At 38.7% G+C, this 17,300-nt stretch carries 19 protein-coding genes; 18 read left to right on the forward strand and 1 reads right to left on the reverse strand.

Annotated elements, in window-relative coordinates:
• The first annotated feature begins 69 nt into the window (after nt 1–69).
• The 3 genes from fsa (at nt 70) to glpX (ending at nt 3,372) form a co-directional block, all read left to right on the forward strand.
• Nucleotides 70–720 (forward strand): fructose-6-phosphate aldolase, encoded by a 651-nt coding sequence (gene fsa / locus MHI10_RS02670; RefSeq protein ID WP_340782699.1) that lies wholly within the window; start codon nt 70–72, stop codon nt 718–720.
• A gap of 265 nt (nt 721–985) precedes the next feature.
• Complete coding sequence (locus MHI10_RS02675; RefSeq protein ID WP_340782700.1) at nt 986–2,263, forward strand: UDP-N-acetylglucosamine 1-carboxyvinyltransferase; 1,278 nt, start codon at nt 986–988, stop codon at nt 2,261–2,263.
• 143 nt (nt 2,264–2,406) lie between these two features.
• Nucleotides 2,407–3,372 (forward strand): class II fructose-bisphosphatase, encoded by a 966-nt coding sequence (gene glpX, locus MHI10_RS02680; RefSeq protein ID WP_340782701.1) that lies wholly within the window; start codon nt 2,407–2,409, stop codon nt 3,370–3,372.
• Here the strand turns inward: glpX and MHI10_RS02685 are convergent.
• Nucleotides 3,365–3,541: a hypothetical protein gene (locus MHI10_RS02685; RefSeq protein ID WP_340782702.1), complete on the reverse strand. Its 177-nt coding sequence runs from the start codon at nt 3,539–3,541 to the stop codon at nt 3,365–3,367. The genes glpX and MHI10_RS02685 overlap by 8 nt on opposite strands.
• 63 nt (nt 3,542–3,604) lie before the next feature.
• Between MHI10_RS02685 and rho the strand changes: the two genes are divergently transcribed.
• The 15 genes from rho (at nt 3,605) to wecB (ending at nt 17,298) form a co-directional block, all read left to right on the forward strand.
• The gene (rho, locus tag MHI10_RS02690) at nt 3,605–4,888 is read left to right on the forward strand and encodes a transcription termination factor Rho (protein ID WP_340782704.1); all 1,284 of its coding nucleotides are present in this window, start codon (nt 3,605–3,607) and stop codon (nt 4,886–4,888) included.
• 411 nt (nt 4,889–5,299) lie between these two features.
• Nucleotides 5,300–5,500, forward strand: a complete 201-nt coding sequence (rpmE, locus tag MHI10_RS02695; RefSeq protein ID WP_340782706.1) for a 50S ribosomal protein L31 — start codon at nt 5,300–5,302, stop codon at nt 5,498–5,500.
• A 125-nt stretch (nt 5,501–5,625) separates the two neighbouring features.
• Entirely contained in the window at nt 5,626–6,198 is a 573-nt protein-coding gene (locus MHI10_RS02700) for a thymidine kinase (RefSeq protein ID WP_340782707.1), read from the forward strand.
• Between the two features lie 146 nt (nt 6,199–6,344).
• On the forward strand, nt 6,345–7,421 hold the full coding sequence (gene prfA / locus MHI10_RS02705) for a peptide chain release factor 1 (RefSeq protein ID WP_340782709.1): 1,077 nt from the start codon (nt 6,345–6,347) through the stop codon (nt 7,419–7,421).
• Nucleotides 7,408–8,271 carry a peptide chain release factor N(5)-glutamine methyltransferase gene (gene prmC, locus MHI10_RS02710; RefSeq protein ID WP_340782711.1) on the forward strand — a complete coding sequence of 288 codons (864 nt, stop codon included), beginning with the start codon at nt 7,408–7,410 and terminating at the stop codon, nt 8,269–8,271. The genes prfA and prmC overlap by 14 nt, the downstream gene beginning before the upstream one ends.
• Before the next feature lie 44 nt (nt 8,272–8,315).
• The gene (locus tag MHI10_RS02715; protein WP_340782713.1) at nt 8,316–8,867 is read left to right on the forward strand and encodes a stage II sporulation protein R; all 552 of its coding nucleotides are present in this window, start codon (nt 8,316–8,318) and stop codon (nt 8,865–8,867) included.
• Between the two features lie 98 nt (nt 8,868–8,965).
• Complete coding sequence (locus tag MHI10_RS02720) at nt 8,966–10,009, forward strand: L-threonylcarbamoyladenylate synthase (RefSeq protein ID WP_340782715.1); 1,044 nt, start codon at nt 8,966–8,968, stop codon at nt 10,007–10,009.
• A gap of 240 nt (nt 10,010–10,249) precedes the next feature.
• Nucleotides 10,250–10,747, forward strand: a complete 498-nt coding sequence (locus tag MHI10_RS02725; protein ID WP_340782716.1) for a manganese efflux pump — start codon at nt 10,250–10,252, stop codon at nt 10,745–10,747.
• A 24-nt stretch (nt 10,748–10,771) separates the two neighbouring features.
• Nucleotides 10,772–11,224 carry a low molecular weight protein arginine phosphatase gene (locus MHI10_RS02730; protein WP_340782718.1) on the forward strand — a complete coding sequence of 151 codons (453 nt, stop codon included), beginning with the start codon at nt 10,772–10,774 and terminating at the stop codon, nt 11,222–11,224.
• The gene (locus MHI10_RS02735; protein WP_340782719.1) at nt 11,221–12,513 is read left to right on the forward strand and encodes a methyl-accepting chemotaxis protein; all 1,293 of its coding nucleotides are present in this window, start codon (nt 11,221–11,223) and stop codon (nt 12,511–12,513) included. The genes MHI10_RS02730 and MHI10_RS02735 overlap by 4 nt, the downstream gene beginning before the upstream one ends.
• Before the next feature lie 338 nt (nt 12,514–12,851).
• Nucleotides 12,852–13,289 carry a ribose 5-phosphate isomerase B gene (gene rpiB, locus MHI10_RS02740; protein ID WP_099422397.1) on the forward strand — a complete coding sequence of 146 codons (438 nt, stop codon included), beginning with the start codon at nt 12,852–12,854 and terminating at the stop codon, nt 13,287–13,289.
• A gap of 6 nt (nt 13,290–13,295) precedes the next feature.
• Nucleotides 13,296–13,838, forward strand: coding sequence for a TIGR01440 family protein (locus MHI10_RS02745; RefSeq protein WP_340782723.1), 543 nt, complete (start codon nt 13,296–13,298; stop codon nt 13,836–13,838).
• 57 nt (nt 13,839–13,895) lie between these two features.
• Nucleotides 13,896–15,140 (forward strand): serine hydroxymethyltransferase, encoded by a 1,245-nt coding sequence (gene glyA, locus MHI10_RS02750; RefSeq protein ID WP_340782724.1) that lies wholly within the window; start codon nt 13,896–13,898, stop codon nt 15,138–15,140.
• A gap of 325 nt (nt 15,141–15,465) precedes the next feature.
• On the forward strand, nt 15,466–16,095 hold the full coding sequence (gene upp, locus MHI10_RS02755; protein ID WP_340782727.1) for a uracil phosphoribosyltransferase: 630 nt from the start codon (nt 15,466–15,468) through the stop codon (nt 16,093–16,095).
• 90 nt (nt 16,096–16,185) lie between these two features.
• Nucleotides 16,186–17,298, forward strand: coding sequence for a non-hydrolyzing UDP-N-acetylglucosamine 2-epimerase (gene wecB, locus MHI10_RS02760; protein ID WP_340782729.1), 1,113 nt, complete (start codon nt 16,186–16,188; stop codon nt 17,296–17,298).
• The last annotated feature ends 2 nt before the right edge of the window (nt 17,299–17,300 follow it).

A 17,300-nucleotide genomic window follows, 5' to 3' on the forward strand; every position in this document is an offset into this window, starting at 1 on the left:
TTTTCTAAAGACTTTTGACAATGATTATTATGACGAATAAATACAACATGTGTTTGGAGGATATTTATAATGAAATTTTTTATCGATACAGCGAATTTTGAAGATATTAAAGAAGCATACTCATGGGGGATCCTTTCGGGTGTAACAACAAACCCATCTTTAGTAGCAAAAGAATCAGGTGTTAATTTCCATGACCGTTTACGTGAAATCGCAGAATTAGTAAATGGTTCTGTTTCAGGAGAAGTGATTTCGTTAGATGCAGAAGGAATGATTCGTGAAGGTGAAGAACTAGCAGCGATTCACCCAAATATTACAGTGAAGCTTCCAATGACTCCCGAAGGCTTAAAAGCTTGTAAGCACTTCTCAGATAAAGGCATTAAAACAAATGTCACATTAATTTTCTCTACAAATCAAGCATTATTAGCAGCTCGTGCTGGTGCAACTTATGTTTCGCCATTTTTAGGTCGTTTAGATGACATCGGTCAAGACGGCGTTGAATTAATTCGTGAAATTGCTGAAATGTTTGCCATCCATGAAATCTCTACTGAAATCATTGCGGCATCTATTCGCCATCCACAACATATTACGCAAGCTGCATTAGCAGGAGCGCATATCGCAACAACGCCATTTAAAGTGTTACAACAATTGTTTAACCATCCATTAACAGACAAAGGAATTGAAGGATTTTTAGCGGATTGGGCAGCGCGTGAAGGGAAATAATAAGATTAACTTCATGTGAAAGTAACCCAGTGATCAATTACGCCTTGGCGTAATGGTGTCCAGATTTTTTTCGAGCTTGCTCGAAAAACTCCTTAAAAAAATCTGTGACATCCGCCGGGGCTTAATTTGATTCAGGCGGGGTTTGAAACTCTATTGAATAGAATTGCCCTTTGGCATTTATCCCTGAATTATAGAAGTAGGGGATTTCTACTGAATCAAGTTAAAATGATTTAAAAATTTGTCCAAACGTAAGGGAGAACACAAAATGGATGTGTATAAAATTAGAGGCGAACGTCGTCTTAAAGGAAAAGTAACAGTTAGTGGTGCAAAGAATAGCGCAGTCGCTCTAATTCCTGCATCGATTTTAGCGGGTTCTTCCGTAACGATTGGAGGAATCCCTGAAATCTCGGATGCATGGGCATTAAAGGCGTTGCTTGAGGAAATCGGGGGAGAGGTAACATTTGCAGACGGTCAAATGACAATCGATCCAACCAAGATGGTGGCAATGCCATTACCGAATGGCAACGTAAAAAAAATGAGAGCCTCCTATTATTTAATGGGTGCGATGCTTGGTCGCTTTAAACAAGCGGTAATTGGACTACCGGGAGGCTGTTTTTTAGGGCCTCGTCCGATTGATCAACATATTAAAGGTTTTGAGGCATTAGGTGCAAAGGTAACGAATGAACACGGTGCGATTTATTTACGCGCGGATGAACTAATCGGTGCCAAAATTTATTTAGACGTAGCAAGTGTTGGTGCAACGATTAATATTATGCTAGCGGCTGTTCGGGCAAAAGGTAGAACGGTTATCGAAAATGCTGCAAAAGAGCCTGAAATTATTGATGTAGCAACACTCTTAACAAATATGGGCGCTAAAATTAAAGGTGCCGGCACAAGTGTTATTCGCATTGATGGTGTGGATGAATTAAGTGGCACAAACCATACAATTATTCCAGACCGCATTGAGGCTTCTACATTTATGATCATGGCTGCAGCAGTTGGAGATGGCGTAGTAATTGATAATGTCATTCCGCTTCATTTAGAGGCTGTAACTGCCAAGTTGCGTGAGATGGGTGTCGTAATTGAAATAGATGAAGAAAGTATTTATATTCCAAAACAAGGCCCATTGCGTGCAGTCGATGTAAAAACGCTTGTATACCCGGGGATTCCAACCGATATACAGCAACCTCTATCTGTATTAATGTCACAAGCAGATGGTACATCAATCGTGACAGATACGATTTATTCCGCACGTTTTAAGCATATTGACGAGCTCCGAAGAATGAATGCAAAGGCACGCGTAGAGGGGAATACAGCAATTATACAAGGTCCTTCTGTTCTGCAAAGTTCATCTGTAACAGCAACAGATTTACGAGCGGGTGCCGCGCTTGTATTAGCAGGATTAATCGCTAAAGGTGAGACAGAAATTCATGATATTTACCATATTGAGCGAGGCTACGGTGGTTTAATTGAAAAGCTATGCCTTCTTGGAGCAGATATTCGCAAAGAATCGATTGTGGGCAATACAAATAAAAAAGTGTAATATAGCACTGATATTTAAATTGAATAATGTGATACAATAATACAGATAACTAATCAATTTTTATCAACTTAATATAGACTAAAAATAACATCTTTCAATGCAGTAAGTTTCGGCGTTAACCGATCACAGGAGGCAAAAAGGAAATGGAACGTAGTTTATCAATGGAAGTAGTACGAGTAACAGAAGCAGCAGCTATCGCATCAGCAAAATGGATGGGTCGCGGACTTAAAAATGAGGCGGATGATGCAGCAACAACAGCAATGCGCGTTATGTTCGATACTATTCCAATGCATGCAACAGTTGTAATTGGTGAAGGAGAAATGGATGAGGCACCGATGCTTTATATTGGTGAAGAACTAGGACTTCGTAACGGCGGACCAGAAGTTGATATTGCAGTTGATCCACTAGAAGGGACGAATATTGTAGCTAAAGGTACAAATGGCGCAATGACTGTACTTGCAATTGCGGATCGAGGCAACCTATTAAATGCACCAGATATGTATATGGATAAAATCGCTGTAGGTCCAGAGGCAGCGGGTAAAGTAGATATTAATGCCTCTGTAACATATAACTTATTACAAGTAGCTAAAGCAAAAAATAAAGATATTTCTGACGTAGTTGCGGTATTATTAGACCGACCACGCCATCAGCATATTGTGGATGAAATTCGTGAAGCAGGTGCACGTATTAAATTTATCCAAGATGGTGACGTTGGTGCGGCAATCAATACAGCATTCGATGAAACAGGTATCGATATTATGTTCGGTATGGGGGGCGCTCCAGAAGGCGTAATCTCAGCTGTTGCATTAAAATGCTTAGGTGGCGATTTCCAAGCGAAATTAGTACCAGAAGATGAAGAACAATTGGCACGATGCAAAAAAATGGGGATCGACGTGGAAAAAGTATTAATGATGGATGATTTAGTAAAAGGTGATGACGCAATTTTCGCGGCAACAGCGGTTACAGATTCAGAATTATTACGCGGTGTTCAATATAAAGGTTCTTATGCACTTACTCATTCGGTTGTTATGCGTGCAAAAACAGGAACAGTTCGTTTTATCGAAGGGCGTCATAGCATCGATAAAAAACCAAATTACGATTTTAAATAACTTCTTTATAAATAGAGGTATAACCGAAAATGCATTCCCATTTCGGTAATCTCGTTATATAATTAATGCCCGGCTCTATAATTTGCCGGGCATCTTTTCCATCCATTACATTGAAAATTGACCCTTCATTCGATAATTCCCACACATCCGGATTACATAATCGAATCAATCGAATTCACCAATACCTCGTATCCAATAAAAGTATGAATAAAATAAAGACTGGAGACAACACATGACATCATTAACGATTGCGCAATTAGAAAGCATGACATTAAAGGAGCTTTATTCTTTAGCAAAGCAATATAAGTTAACAAATGCCAGCAAATTAACTAAAAAGGAACTGATTTTTGCGATTTTAAAATCACGTTCTGAACAAGAAGGATTTTTCTTCATGGAAGGCGTTCTTGAAATTATTTCGACAGAAGGCTTTGGTTTTTTACGTCCAATTAACTACTCACCATCAAAAGAAGATATTTATATTTCGGCATCCCAAATTCGTCGATTCGGTTTACGAAACGGTGACAAAGTATCGGGGAAAGTTCGTCCGCCAAAAGAAAATGAGCGTTACTACGGATTATTGCAAGTAGATGCAGTTAACGGGGAAGACCCTGAAGTGGCAAAAGAACGTGTGCATTTCCCAGCATTAACACCACTTTATCCAGATCGCCATATTAAGCTTGAAACATCACCAACCCAGTTATCAACACGTATTATGGATTTAGTAGCGCCTGTTGGTTTTGGACAACGTGGCTTAATTGTTGCCCCTCCAAAAGCAGGTAAAACATCACTTTTAAAAGAAATTGCTAACTCGATTACGACGAATTATCCACAAGCGGAATTAATCGTCTTATTAATCGATGAACGTCCTGAAGAGGTAACGGATATCGAACGTTCAGTAAATGCAGATGTTGTGTCATCTACATTTGATGAAGTACCTGAAAACCACGTTAAAGTGGCTGAAATGGTGTTAGAGCGCGCGCGTCGTTTAGTAGAGCATAAGCGCGATGTCATTATTTTAATGGATTCAATTACGCGACTTGCTCGTGCTTATAACTTGGTCATTCCGCCAAGTGGTCGTACACTTTCAGGGGGGATTGACCCAGCTGCATTCCACCGTCCAAAACGTTTCTTCGGTTCTGCTCGTAACATTGAAGAAGGCGGCAGCTTAACAATTTTAGCAACAGCCCTTGTTGATACGGGAAGTCGTATGGATGAAGTCATTTATGAGGAATTTAAAGGAACAGGTAACTTGGAGCTACACTTAGACCGTCATTTAGCGGAGCGTCGTATTTTCCCTGCGCTTGATATTCGCCGTTCAGGTACGCGTAAAGAAGAATTACTTATTCCAAAAGATCAGCTTGATAAACTATGGGCAATTCGTAAAACATTCAGTGATTCTACCGACTTTTCAGAGAAGTTTTTACGTAAATTACGTACAACGAAAACAAATGAAGAGTTTTTTGAAAAGCTCGATACAGATATGAAAAAAGCAACGAACGGTAAAGGGCTACTATAACTTAATTCAGCATTCATTTCCTACATCTATATGTGGTGGATGGATGTCAAAAATGCGATTCTATTTAGTGGAGGTTCAAATCCCAGCTGAATCAGAGGAACTCAGGCTAAGAACGCCACGTCGTGTGGCAACGCCTGAGTGACCAACATCGTGTTGGCCTAAGCCCCGGCGGATGTCACAGATTTTTTTAGGGTGTTTTTCGAGCGCGCTCGAAAAAATCTGGACGCAATTACGCCTCGGCGTAATTGATTATATTAAAAATCAGCAAAACAGTTGCAATGATAAAGCATCCTTGCTATACTTTCTTAAGTATGAAACGTGTGCATATGTAACCGACATATTCGGGTTATGTAAGGCACAGTTCGAATAATACTCTGTTCCGGATGGTTCAGGGCGAGAGGAGTAACGAATATGAAACAAGGTATCCACCCAGAATACAAAACTGCAACTGTAGTATGTTCTTGCGGTAACACTTTCGAGACTGGTTCAGTTAAAGAAAAAATCAGCATCGAGTTTTGTGATGAATGTCACCCATTCTACACAGGACGTCAAAAATTCGCGTCTGCTGACGGACGTGTTGATCGTTTCAACAAAAAATACGGTATCAAGTAATATCAAAACCTACTTCCGAGTTTATTTGGAAGTAGGTTTTTTAAATAAAAAATATAAAAATCTCATCATTTAGTTCGATTAAGATAGAACAATTTAAATACTGGCACTAGAAATGAGGATTAATAATGGCACAATTATTTTTTAAACATGGTGCAATGAATAGTGGAAAATCGATTGAAATTTTAAAAGTAGCACATAACTATGAAGAACAAAATAAACCGGTGCTAATTTTCACATCCGGTATCGATACGCGGGACGAAGTAGGAACTGTCTCAAGTCGGATCGGACTACGACGCCCTGCAACAGCCGTTTTTAAAGAAACAAATATTTATGAAATTGTCAAAAATCATAACGAAAAATTATATTGTGTACTAGTTGATGAAGTCCAATTTTTATCAAAGGAACATGTTCTTCAGCTAACGCAAATTGTGGATGAATTGAATATTCCGGTTATGGGATTCGGCTTGAAAAATGATTTCCAAAATGAATTATTTGAAGGCAGTCGTTACATGCTTATTTATGCGGATAAAATTGAGGAAATGAAAACAATTTGCTGGTTCTGTCATAAAAAAGCGACAATGAATATACGTGTCGATGAAAATAAAAAACCGGTGCGTGCAGGCGATCAAATTCAAATTGGGGGTAATGATAGTTATTATCCTGTTTGTCGCAGATGCCATAGCAATCCGCCATTATAAAATAAACATCTTAGAGGATAAAAATAGTACTGTTCTCGAAAAAAATTAGTATAAATGTAGCAACAGCGGGTGAATTTCTTTATACTGATAGAGGTAGATTTTGAACGCGTGAATATTAAGGGAAAATAATAATAGAGGTGAACTAAATGTTTGATCGTTTACAAGCGGTTGAAGACCGTTATGAAAGATTAAATGAGTTATTGAGCGATCCAGAAGTCGTAAGTGATTCAAAAAAGTTACGTGAGTACTCAAAAGAGCAATCGGATATTCAAGAAATGGTCGAAGTGTATCGCGAATATAAATCAGTAAAAGAGCAATTAGCCGATACGCGTGAATTGATGGATATGGAAAAAGATCCAGAAATGTTTAACATGATGAAAGAGGAATTTAATGATTTAAATAAGCAAATTCCAACATTGGAAGACAGCTTACGTATTTTATTAATTCCGAAAGACCCTAATGACTCGAAAAACGTAATTATGGAAGTTCGCGGGGCAGCTGGTGGAGATGAGGCGAACATTTTTGCGGGCGACCTTTTCCGTATGTATATGCGTCATGCGGAAGCACACGGTTGGAAAGTGGAAGTGATGGAAGCAACACCGAACCCAGCTGGTGGTTATAAAGAAGTGATTTTCATGATTAATGGGCAAGGCGCGTACTCAAGATTTAAATATGAAAACGGTGCACACCGTGTTCAACGTGTTCCTGCAACGGAATCACAAGGTCGTATTCATACATCTACTGCAACGGTAGCTTGTTTACCAGAAATGCATGTAGAAGATGTAGAAATTCACGAAAAAGATATTCGTGTTGACACATTCGCCTCTTCTGGTGCAGGTGGTCAATCGGTAAATACAACGATGTCCGCTGTGCGTATGACCCATTTACCAACAGGTGTTGTTGTTTCGATGCAAGATGAGCGTTCTCAAATTAAAAACCGCGAAAAGGCAATGAAAATTTTAATCGCACGTGTTGCCGATAAACATCATCAAGAAGCACAAGCAGAAATTGATTCTACGCGTAAGTCAGCAGTAGGAACAGGCGACCGTTCTGAACGTATTCGTACTTACAACTATCCACAAAACCGTGTAACAGATCACCGTATTGGTTTAACGATTCAAAAGTTAGATCAAATTGTGGAAGGTAAACTCGATGAAATTATTGATGCACTTATTTTAGATGAGCAAGCAACACGTCTTGCAAACTTAAATGAAAATGCATAAAACTATTTTAGAGGCCCTAAATGGGGCTTCTTCTTTTTTAGTGGAAAATGGTCGCGAAGGAAATGCCGCAAGATTATTGTTACAGCATATTTTACAAACGAATTATTCCGGGTTAATGATGAAAATGCATGATGGATTAACTGAGGAACAACAGCATGATTTTGATCAATTTATTGAACAGCATGTAAAAGGTATTCCAGTTCAATACATTACAGGTGAGGAAGAATTTTATGGGCGCACCTTTTTTGTGGATGAGTCGGTGTTAATTCCCCGACCTGAAACGGAAGAATTGATTGTCGGCGCTGTAACGCGTATGGAAAAATTATTCGGTAAACATGCCGAATTGAAGCTAGCCGATATCGGGACAGGCAGTGGTGCGATTGCGATTACGATGAAAAGTGAGTGGCCAGAAGCGATTGTAACGGCAACAGATCTTTCAGAAATGGCACTTCAAACTGCTCAAAAAAACGCCGAGCAATTACAAGTGAATATAGCATTTAAACTAGGTGATTTAACAACGCCTATTGCAAATCAAAAATGGGATGTAGTGCTTTCTAATCCTCCTTATATTGCCTTTAGTGAAATAGAGGAAATGTCTGATGTTGTCGTTGATCATGAACCACATTCCGCTTTATTTGCAGAAGAGGATGGACTTATTTTATATCGTAAACTTGCTGAGCAATTACCACCACTTATGAACAAAACCGCGCTTATTGGTGTTGAAATTGGTTATTCGCAAGGGCGTGCAGTTGCGGAAATGTTTAAGGCAAGTTTTCCACAGGCACGAGTTTCCGTTGTAAAAGATATCAATGGGAAAGAACGAATGGTTTTTTGTGAAATGAGTGAATAAAATCTATCTTTCTTGCTAACACTTGCTAGCAAGGGGGAATTAAAATGTTAAATGATTACGAGATTCAAACAAATTCAAATAAACATATATTCATTGCGATGTTAAAACTATGCTTTAGTATACTCGTACTATATGGTGCGGTTATGATAATTCCAACGGTCGTTTATGATGTCCAAGCGACGCAAGTACAACAGGCTGAACAATTGAAAATCCGTGTTGTTGCGAACAGCTCTTCTGTGCAAGATCAACAGCAAAAGCAGTTAGTTGTGGAAAATATTCAAGCGTTATTGGAAGCTGGAAGTGTAAACTCACAAGATATCCACAATTATGAGGAGATTTATGCAGTCATCCAGAAAGAATTTCCGAATTTGAAAATAGTTATGAACACTGGGGATAACTTAATACCACCAAAATATCAATTTCATACATTTTACCCACAGAACGTATACAATTCGGTCACATTTGTCATTGGAAGTGGTCGAGGAGAAAACTGGTTTTGTTCAGCATTTCCAACGGTTTGTAGCCCACCAGAAGAAGTGGAAAATGAGAAACATAAATTTTTCATTTACGAGTGGTTCAAGAAAAATAGCTTTTGAAGTGTGTACAAGTAGTTTGATATTATCCACAAAATTCAGAAAGTTATCAACAAATGTGGATAAAGTCAGAAAACTCTAGTAATAAAGGGGGGTGCCAATTGGAGACGAAACAATTGCATGTGGATGAAAATGTGGATAATTCCGAAAATTATGCACAAGCTGTGGATGTATTAAATAAAAGTGGAGTTGTCGCATTCCCGACAGAAACGGTTTATGGTTTAGGTGCGGTTGCAACGGATGAAGAGGCAGTGAAGAAAATATTCGCGGCAAAAGGAAGACCATCTGATAATCCTTTAATTGTTCACATTGGGACGATTGAGGAATTGACATACTATACTTATGATATTCCAGAAGTTGCGAAAATATGCATGGAGCATTTCTGGCCAGGTCCTTTAACAATTGTAATGAAGGCGAAACCGGATATTTTAGCACCGAGTGTCACAGCTGGATTGCAAACAGTAGGGATTCGTATGCCGGATCATCCTGTTGCATTAAAGTTGCTTCAACAATTAAAGAAACCATTAGCTGCACCTAGTGCCAATCGTAGTGGTAAGCCAAGTCCTACAAAGGCAAGTCATGTGTATGAAGATTTAGCGGGGATCATTCCGTGCATTTTAGATGGTGGTATAACAGGAATTGGTGTGGAGTCAACTGTACTGGATGTTACGTTAGATTCACCAGTAATTTTACGTCCAGGCGGTGTGACAAAGGAAATGCTAGAACAAGTAATTGGACCTGTTTTAGAACCTGACTTTGAACAGCAACAAATCGAATCAACACCGAAAGCGCCAGGCATGAAATATACACACTATGCACCAGATGCACCGGTATTTTTAATTGAGCCAAATGAAGAAACTGTACAGCAAGCAATAACGCATCTGAAATTACAAGGACACCGTGTAGCGCTCCTTGCACCTGAAAATTTTAATAAGATAACGGTCGAATATTATTTTACATTTGGAAACGCTAATGAAATCGAGCAAATGAGTGCCGCGCTTTATGATGTATTACGCGCATGCGATAAAACGGATGCAACAGTCATTTTAGCGACGTCTACTACTCGAGAAGGTGTAGGAACAGCGATTATGAACCGACTCGAAAAAGCAGCAGGTGGAAATTGGTTTCAATTACAAAAACAATAATGACCTGGAAACACCCAGTAAAAGTTAGATGAGAATCTAGCTTATACTGGGTGTTTTTGTGTGGGGATAAGTCCAACTATGATTAATCGTTGGAAATGGTCGATAATTATGGAATGAAACGGATGAAACTACGAAAAGTAGCGGGTAGAATGGCTATTTAGATGGAGACTTACAAATAAATTCATGTAGTTATGGGGACTTGCATAAAATACAACAAACTTTTGTTAGAGGAGGAGGGAAGTGCAGGAAATTATTACAGGGGTGATCATGTCTTTTGATGTCGTTGCTCTCTATTTATTGACGACAAATGTACGCTCAAAATTTTTATTAGCACTTTGGACAGGGGCTCTCCATGCAATTTTCCCACTAATCGGATTCTATTTCGGTGAATTACTTTCAGGGATTTTTCTTGATTGGACAGGTCGAATTTCTTCTATATTATTATTCTTCGTTGGCTTACAACTACTTTTATCAGCAAAAAACAACGATGTTCCAGTAATACCGTTATATATTGTAGCAATATTAGCTAGTTTTGATACCTTTTCAGTTAGCTTATCTTTTGGTATGCTAAACTTACAGAAAGATGTTTTTATTATAAGTGCGGGAGTGGCTACATTTACCTTATCTTATGCTGCACTCCATTTCGCACAAAAGTCGAGCATATTAAAGAGCTATATTTTTAAAATGGCTGCTGGACTACTATTAATTGTATTGAGTGTTATGCTTTTGGAATGGTAAGAAGACGAGAAAGAAGCGGTGAAAATGAAAATTTACTTTATTTGTACAGGGAACACTTGTCGCAGTCCGATGGCAGAGGCGATATTAAAACATAAAAAGTTAAAAAACGTAGAAGTACGTTCTGCTGGTATTTATGCCCTTGAAGGTAGTCAAATGTCAGAAAACTCAAGTGTGATATTAGATCAAGAAAATCTGGCACATCAACATTCGGCACATCAGATTAATGGCGAGGATGTGGCGTGGGCAGATTTAATTTTAACGATGACGATAGGACATAAGGAAATGCTCATTCGAAATTTTGAGGGGGCCTATGAAAAAACTTATACGTTAAAAGAATACGCGACTCCGTATAGCGCCCGAGATGTTTTTGACCCATACGGAGGAGATGTAACACTATATAAACAAACATTTGAAGAATTAAAACAAGCGATTGATGAGCTAGAAGAAAAAATAGTAATGGGGGAAAAAAACGAATGAACTCACAAAGAAAAATGTTTAATTTGCGTCGGAAACTTGTGCTATTTGTAGGGATATTAGCGTTGGTTACATATTCAACAAGTTTTGTATTTATTGAATTTATTCAACCGATGTTCTTTAAATCGGTAAACAGTAGTCTATTTCAAATCATTACATATTCATTAGGGATTTTTTGGTCATGTGCTTTAGCGGCAATATTTAGTGTTATTCTTGTTCGTCCATTACAACGATTAGAGAAGAGCGCTAATTCTGTGGCAGAGGGCAAGATTGGAAAAGATGTTGAAATGCCAAAAACAAATGATGAGATTCGTAATGTAGCTGAAGCGTTTCAATTAATGGTGACAAATTTGCGTAAGATGGTAGAAGGTATTGAAGACAATTTCAAAAAAACGGATTCGACGATCGTTAATTTATCGGATCAAACGACTTCGGTAGCTCGAAACTCAGAACATATTACACATAATATTAGCCATATTTCAAGCGGTGCTGAGGCATCAGCAATTGCAATTCAAGAAACGGTAGAAGCACTTGAAGAAGTGCGTGAGTTGGCAACGGAAATTAACAATCGAGCAGTGGATTCTGCGGATCATTCGAAGCGAATTATTTCTAACTTGTCGAACACAACGGATGCAATACAAAGCACAGTAAATAGTATTCAAAAAATCGCGACAGATAATAAAAATGCGTTAGGTAATATTCATGAGCTTGAGAAAAATGCAGAACAAATTGAACGAATTATTGGTCTAGTAGGGGATATTGCAGGTCAGACAAACTTACTTGCATTGAATGCGTCGATTGAAGCGGCGAGAGCAGGGGAGCACGGAAAAGGCTTTGCTGTAGTAGCAGAAGAAGTTCGTGGATTAGCGGATGAAAGTGCTAAGGCGGTACAAGGGATTACAACATTAATTCAAACAATGCAGCAAAACGTTACAGTCGTAGTGAAACAAATGAATGAGCAAGTAGCATTCGCTGTGAATGAATCATCACGCGTATCCGAAACAACGGCTGCTGTGGAAGGGATGTCAAAAGGCATTTATGAAATGGCGGATGCCGTCGTGACAATTTCCCAATTAATCGATCAACAAATGCAAAATATTAGACGTACAGCGCATCAATCACAGGAAGTTGCCGCAATTGCAGAGCAAACATCTGCGAGTGCTCAAGAGGTAAACTCTGCATCGACGGAGCAAGCCTATGCGATTGAGCAAGTTGAGACGTTAGCAAGCGAGCTAAAACATCAGTCGAGTGAATTATATAAAGTTATTCAAAAGTTTGATCGTGTGAATTAATACAGCTATCAAAGTTAACAACAATGAATCGAAGAAATCATTTCGGATTCATTGTTGTTTTTTTGTTGGAAATTTGGGCTTATGCGATGAAGTGTTCGAATTTTCGTCAGTATTCGCAATTTGAACGATACCTACAAAAAATGTAAGTTATATGTAAATCACGAATATTATCGGTTATTAATTGTTAAATTAGCATAAAAAACTAACGATTATACAATTGTTAGCTAGAATATTCGTGTTTTGTGGCGAAATCAGAAAATTTATTAATGAAAAACATGTTATTCTAATGGAAGAAATGGTACACTGTTGTTGAATATAAATGAAAAGAGGGAACCCACTTGAAAATTGCGATTTCTTCCGATCATGGTGGCAATAATTTACGTAAAGAAATTATGGCACTATTAGACGAATTGTCGATTAGCTATGAAGATTTTGGACCAAAAACAAATGATTCAGTAGATTATCCAGATTATGCACGCCCTGTTGCAGAAAAAGTAGCAGCTGGAGAATTTGATCGCGGCATTCTAATTTGTGGAACAGGGATTGGTATTTCCATTGCAGCGAATAAGTTTAAAGGGATTCGTTGTGCTCTAGTACATGATGTATTTTCAGCAAAAGCAACTCGTTGCCACAACGATTCCAACGTATTAGCGATGGGTGAGCGAGTAATTGGGCCAGGCCTTGCACGTGAAATCGTGGAAACTTGGTTAAATACAGAATTTGAAGGCGGACGTCATATTCGTCGTGTCGAAAAAATTTCTGAAATTGAAGGGTAATTGCCTATGACAAACTTACACCATTTGCAAAAGGATTTAGCACAAGTTTTACATGAATTCGAGCAACAAGTGAAGTTTACTAAAAAGCAATTATTTGTCATCGGTTGTTCTACCTCTGAAATCATCGGAGAAAAAATTGGAACTTCTGGTGCACTCGATGTTGCGCAAGTATTATATGAAGAATTTGCTCGTTTTGCGCAAAAGCATGATCTTTATTTAGTTTTTCAAGGCTGTGAGCATATCAATCGCGCGCTTACGATGGAGGCAGATGCCGCAACACTTTACCAACTAGAACCTGTCTCAGTTGTACCTGTAAGAACAGCAGGAGGTTCTATGTCTGCGTATGCATATACACAAATGCAGGAACCAGTTGTTGTGGAGGTTGTAAAGGCACATGCAGGAATCGATATTGGGCAAACACTTATTGGTATGCATTTAAAAGCAGTAGCTGTACCTATCCGAACATCTAAAAAAATGTTGGGTGAAGCAGTTATTACATTAGCTACAACACGTCCGAAGCTTATCGGCGGAGAACGTGCACAATATTAACTTACTAAAATAGGAAACACCGATAATTCGGAACAAAATTTAGGGGGATTTATACACATGGCATACGAAAACTTAGCAGTACAAGACAAAGCAATTTTGGACGCAATTCTGTTAGAGAAAAAACGTCAAAATACAAACATCGAGTTAATCGCTTCAGAAAACTTCGTATCAGAAGCAGTAATGGAAGCACAAGGTTCTTATTTAACAAATAAATATGCTGAAGGCTACCCAGGCAAACGCTATTATGGTGGCTGTGAGCATGTTGACGTAGTAGAAGATATCGCGCGCGATCGTGCAAAAGAATTATTCGGTGCAGCATATGTAAACGTACAACCACACTCAGGTGCTCAAGCGAACATGGCTGTTTACCATACAATTTTACAACCAGGTGACACAGTTTTAGGGATGAACCTTTCACACGGTGGTCACTTAACACACGGTTCACCAGTAAACTTCTCTGGTATCCTTTACAACTTCGTAGAGTATGGTGTTACAGAAGATACGCAAACAATCGATTATAACGATGTTCGTGAAAAAGCATTAGCTTCTAAACCAAAATTAATCGTTGCGGGTGCTTCTGCATACCCACGTGAAATTGACTTCGCTAAATTCCGTGAAATCGCGGATGAAGTAGGCGCATACTTCATGGTAGATATGGCGCACATCGCGGGATTAGTAGCGACTGGTGAGCATATGTCTCCAATCCCATATGCAGATTTCGTAACAACAACGACGCATAAAACATTACGTGGTCCACGTGGTGGTATGATTTTAACAAATGATGCGAAATGGGAAAAAGAATTAAATAAATCAGTATTCCCAGGTATTCAAGGTGGTCCATTAATGCACGTAATCGCTGCAAAAGCGGTAGCATTTGGTGAAGCATTACAACCTGAATTCAAAGAGTATGCAAAACAAATTAAAGTAAACGCAAAAGCATTAGCACAAAGCTTAATGGATGAAGGTGTTGAAATCGTATCAGGTGGCACAGATAACCACTTACTATTATTAAACGTAAAATCTTTAGGTTTAACAGGTAAAGTAGCTGAGCATGTCCTTGATGAAGTAGCGATTACAACAAATAAAAACACAATTCCTTACGATACAGAAAAACCATTCGTAACTTCAGGTGTTCGTGTAGGTACAGCAGCAATCACTTCTCGTGGCTTCAAAGAAGAAGATGCGGTTGAAGTAGGTAAAATTATTGCACTAGTACTAAAAAGCCCAGAAGACGAAGCGGTAAAAGCAGCAGCGCGCAAACGTGTAGATGCATTAACTGCAAAGTACCCATTATACGTTTAAGATAAACTTAACAAATCGCCCTCCTACCATTTGTGATAGGAGGGCGATTTTTATGCTGAAAATTTGGTTAATAGCCAATAGAACGGTGATAATAGCCAAAATCAAGCCGTTTATAGCCAATTTCCTACGATTAATAGCCAAAAATCAATCCAATAACAGTCAATTCCACTGCCGACCTCTCAGCACTACACCCGAAATTCCCCTATATTTTAAATATAGAATTCGCGCAATAAATGAACAATTTAAAAACAATGCTATGTTAGTTTTCGCTCGCGTCATTTTCTGTTATACTAATTTAGATTAAAAACAGTTAGGAGATGGCAAAGTGAGCAAAGTATTCGTATTTGACCACCCATTAATTCAACATAAGTTAACTTATATTCGAGATAAAAATACAGGTACAAAAGAATTCCGTGAATTAGTTGACGAAGTAGCAACATTAATGGCATTCGAAATTACACGTGAATTACCATTAAAAGAAATCGAAATCGACACACCGGTAACAACTGCGAAAGCAAAAGTTTTATCAGGCAAAAAGATGGCCATTGTTCCGATTTTACGCGCAGGTATCGGCATGGTAGATGGTGTTTTAAAATTAATTCCAGCTGCAAAAGTAGGTCATATCGGACTTTATCGTGATCCAGTAACTTTAAAACCAATCGAGTACTATGCAAAATTACCAGCAGATGTGGAAGAGCGTAACTTTATTATTGTAGACCCAATGCTTGCAACGGGTGGATCAGCAGTAGAAGCGATTAATTCACTGAAAAAACGCGGTGCAAAAAGCATTAAATTCATGTGCTTAATCGCAGCTCCTGAAGGTGTAGAAGAAATTCAAAAGCAACATAATGATGTAGATATTTACATCGCTGCATTAGATGAAAAATTAGACGAACACGGTTATATCGTTCCAGGTTTAGGTGACGCTGGAGACCGTTTATTCGGAACAAAATAATAATTACGTTGAGACGTAATTGAATTAGGGAACGTCCGTATTTATGCGGGCGTTTTAACTATGTAAGCTAATCACAGGGAGGAATTCATTATGACAAAAAAAATAAAAGTAATGACTATTTTTGGTACGCGTCCAGAAGCGATTAAAATGGCACCACTTGTATTGGAATTACAAAAACATCCTGAAAAAATCGAATCAATTGTAACGGTAACAGCGCAACATCGCCAAATGTTAGACCAAGTGTTAGAAACATTTGAAATTACACCTAATTTTGATTTAAATATTATGAAAGACCGCCAAACTTTAGTTGATGTAGCGACAAATGCTTTAATCGGTTTAGATAAGGTTATGAAAGAAGCGAAACCGGATATTGTATTAGTACATGGTGACACGGCGACGACATTTGTAGGCAGTTTAGCAGCCTTTTACAATCAAATTGCAATCGGTCATGTTGAGGCGGGATTACGCACAGGGCAAAAATATTCGCCATATCCAGAAGAGATGAACCGTCAACTGACAGGTGTAATGGCGGACTTCCACTTTTCACCGACAGAGCAGTCACGTGACAATTTACTAAAAGAAAATAAACCAGCCGAAGCGATTTATGTAACAGGAAACACAGCGATTGATGCATTAAAAACAACGGTTCGGGAAAGTTATACACATCCCGTATTAGAACAAATCGGTGCGGATCGCATGATTTTATTAACAGCACACCGCCGTGAAAATTTAGGGGAGCCGATGCGCAATATGTTCCGTGCGATTATGCGCCTATTAGCGGAGCATGATGATATTCAAGTCGTGTACCCTGTGCACATGAATCCAGCTGTTCGTGAAATTGCCAATGAAATTTTAGGCGACAACCCACGTGTACATTTAATCGAACCGCTTGAAGTGTTTGATTTCCATAATTTCGCAGCGCGTTCTTATATGATCTTAACGGATTCAGGTGGGGTGCAAGAAGAGGCACCATCATTAGGGAAACCTGTGTTAGTACTACGTGATACAACCGAGCGCCCAGAAGGAATTGCAGCTGGAACATTAAAGTTAGCAGGTACAGACGAAGAAGTGATTTACACAATGGCGAAAGAATTATTAACGGATAAAGAAGCATATGAAAAAATGGCCCATGCTTCAAACCCATATGGCGACGGATTTGCTTCACAAAGAATCGTAGAAGCATTACTGAAATTAATGAAATAGAT

The sequence above is a fragment of the Solibacillus sp. FSL K6-1523 genome (assembly GCF_038005225.1).
Classification (GTDB): domain Bacteria; phylum Bacillota; class Bacilli; order Bacillales_A; family Planococcaceae; genus Solibacillus.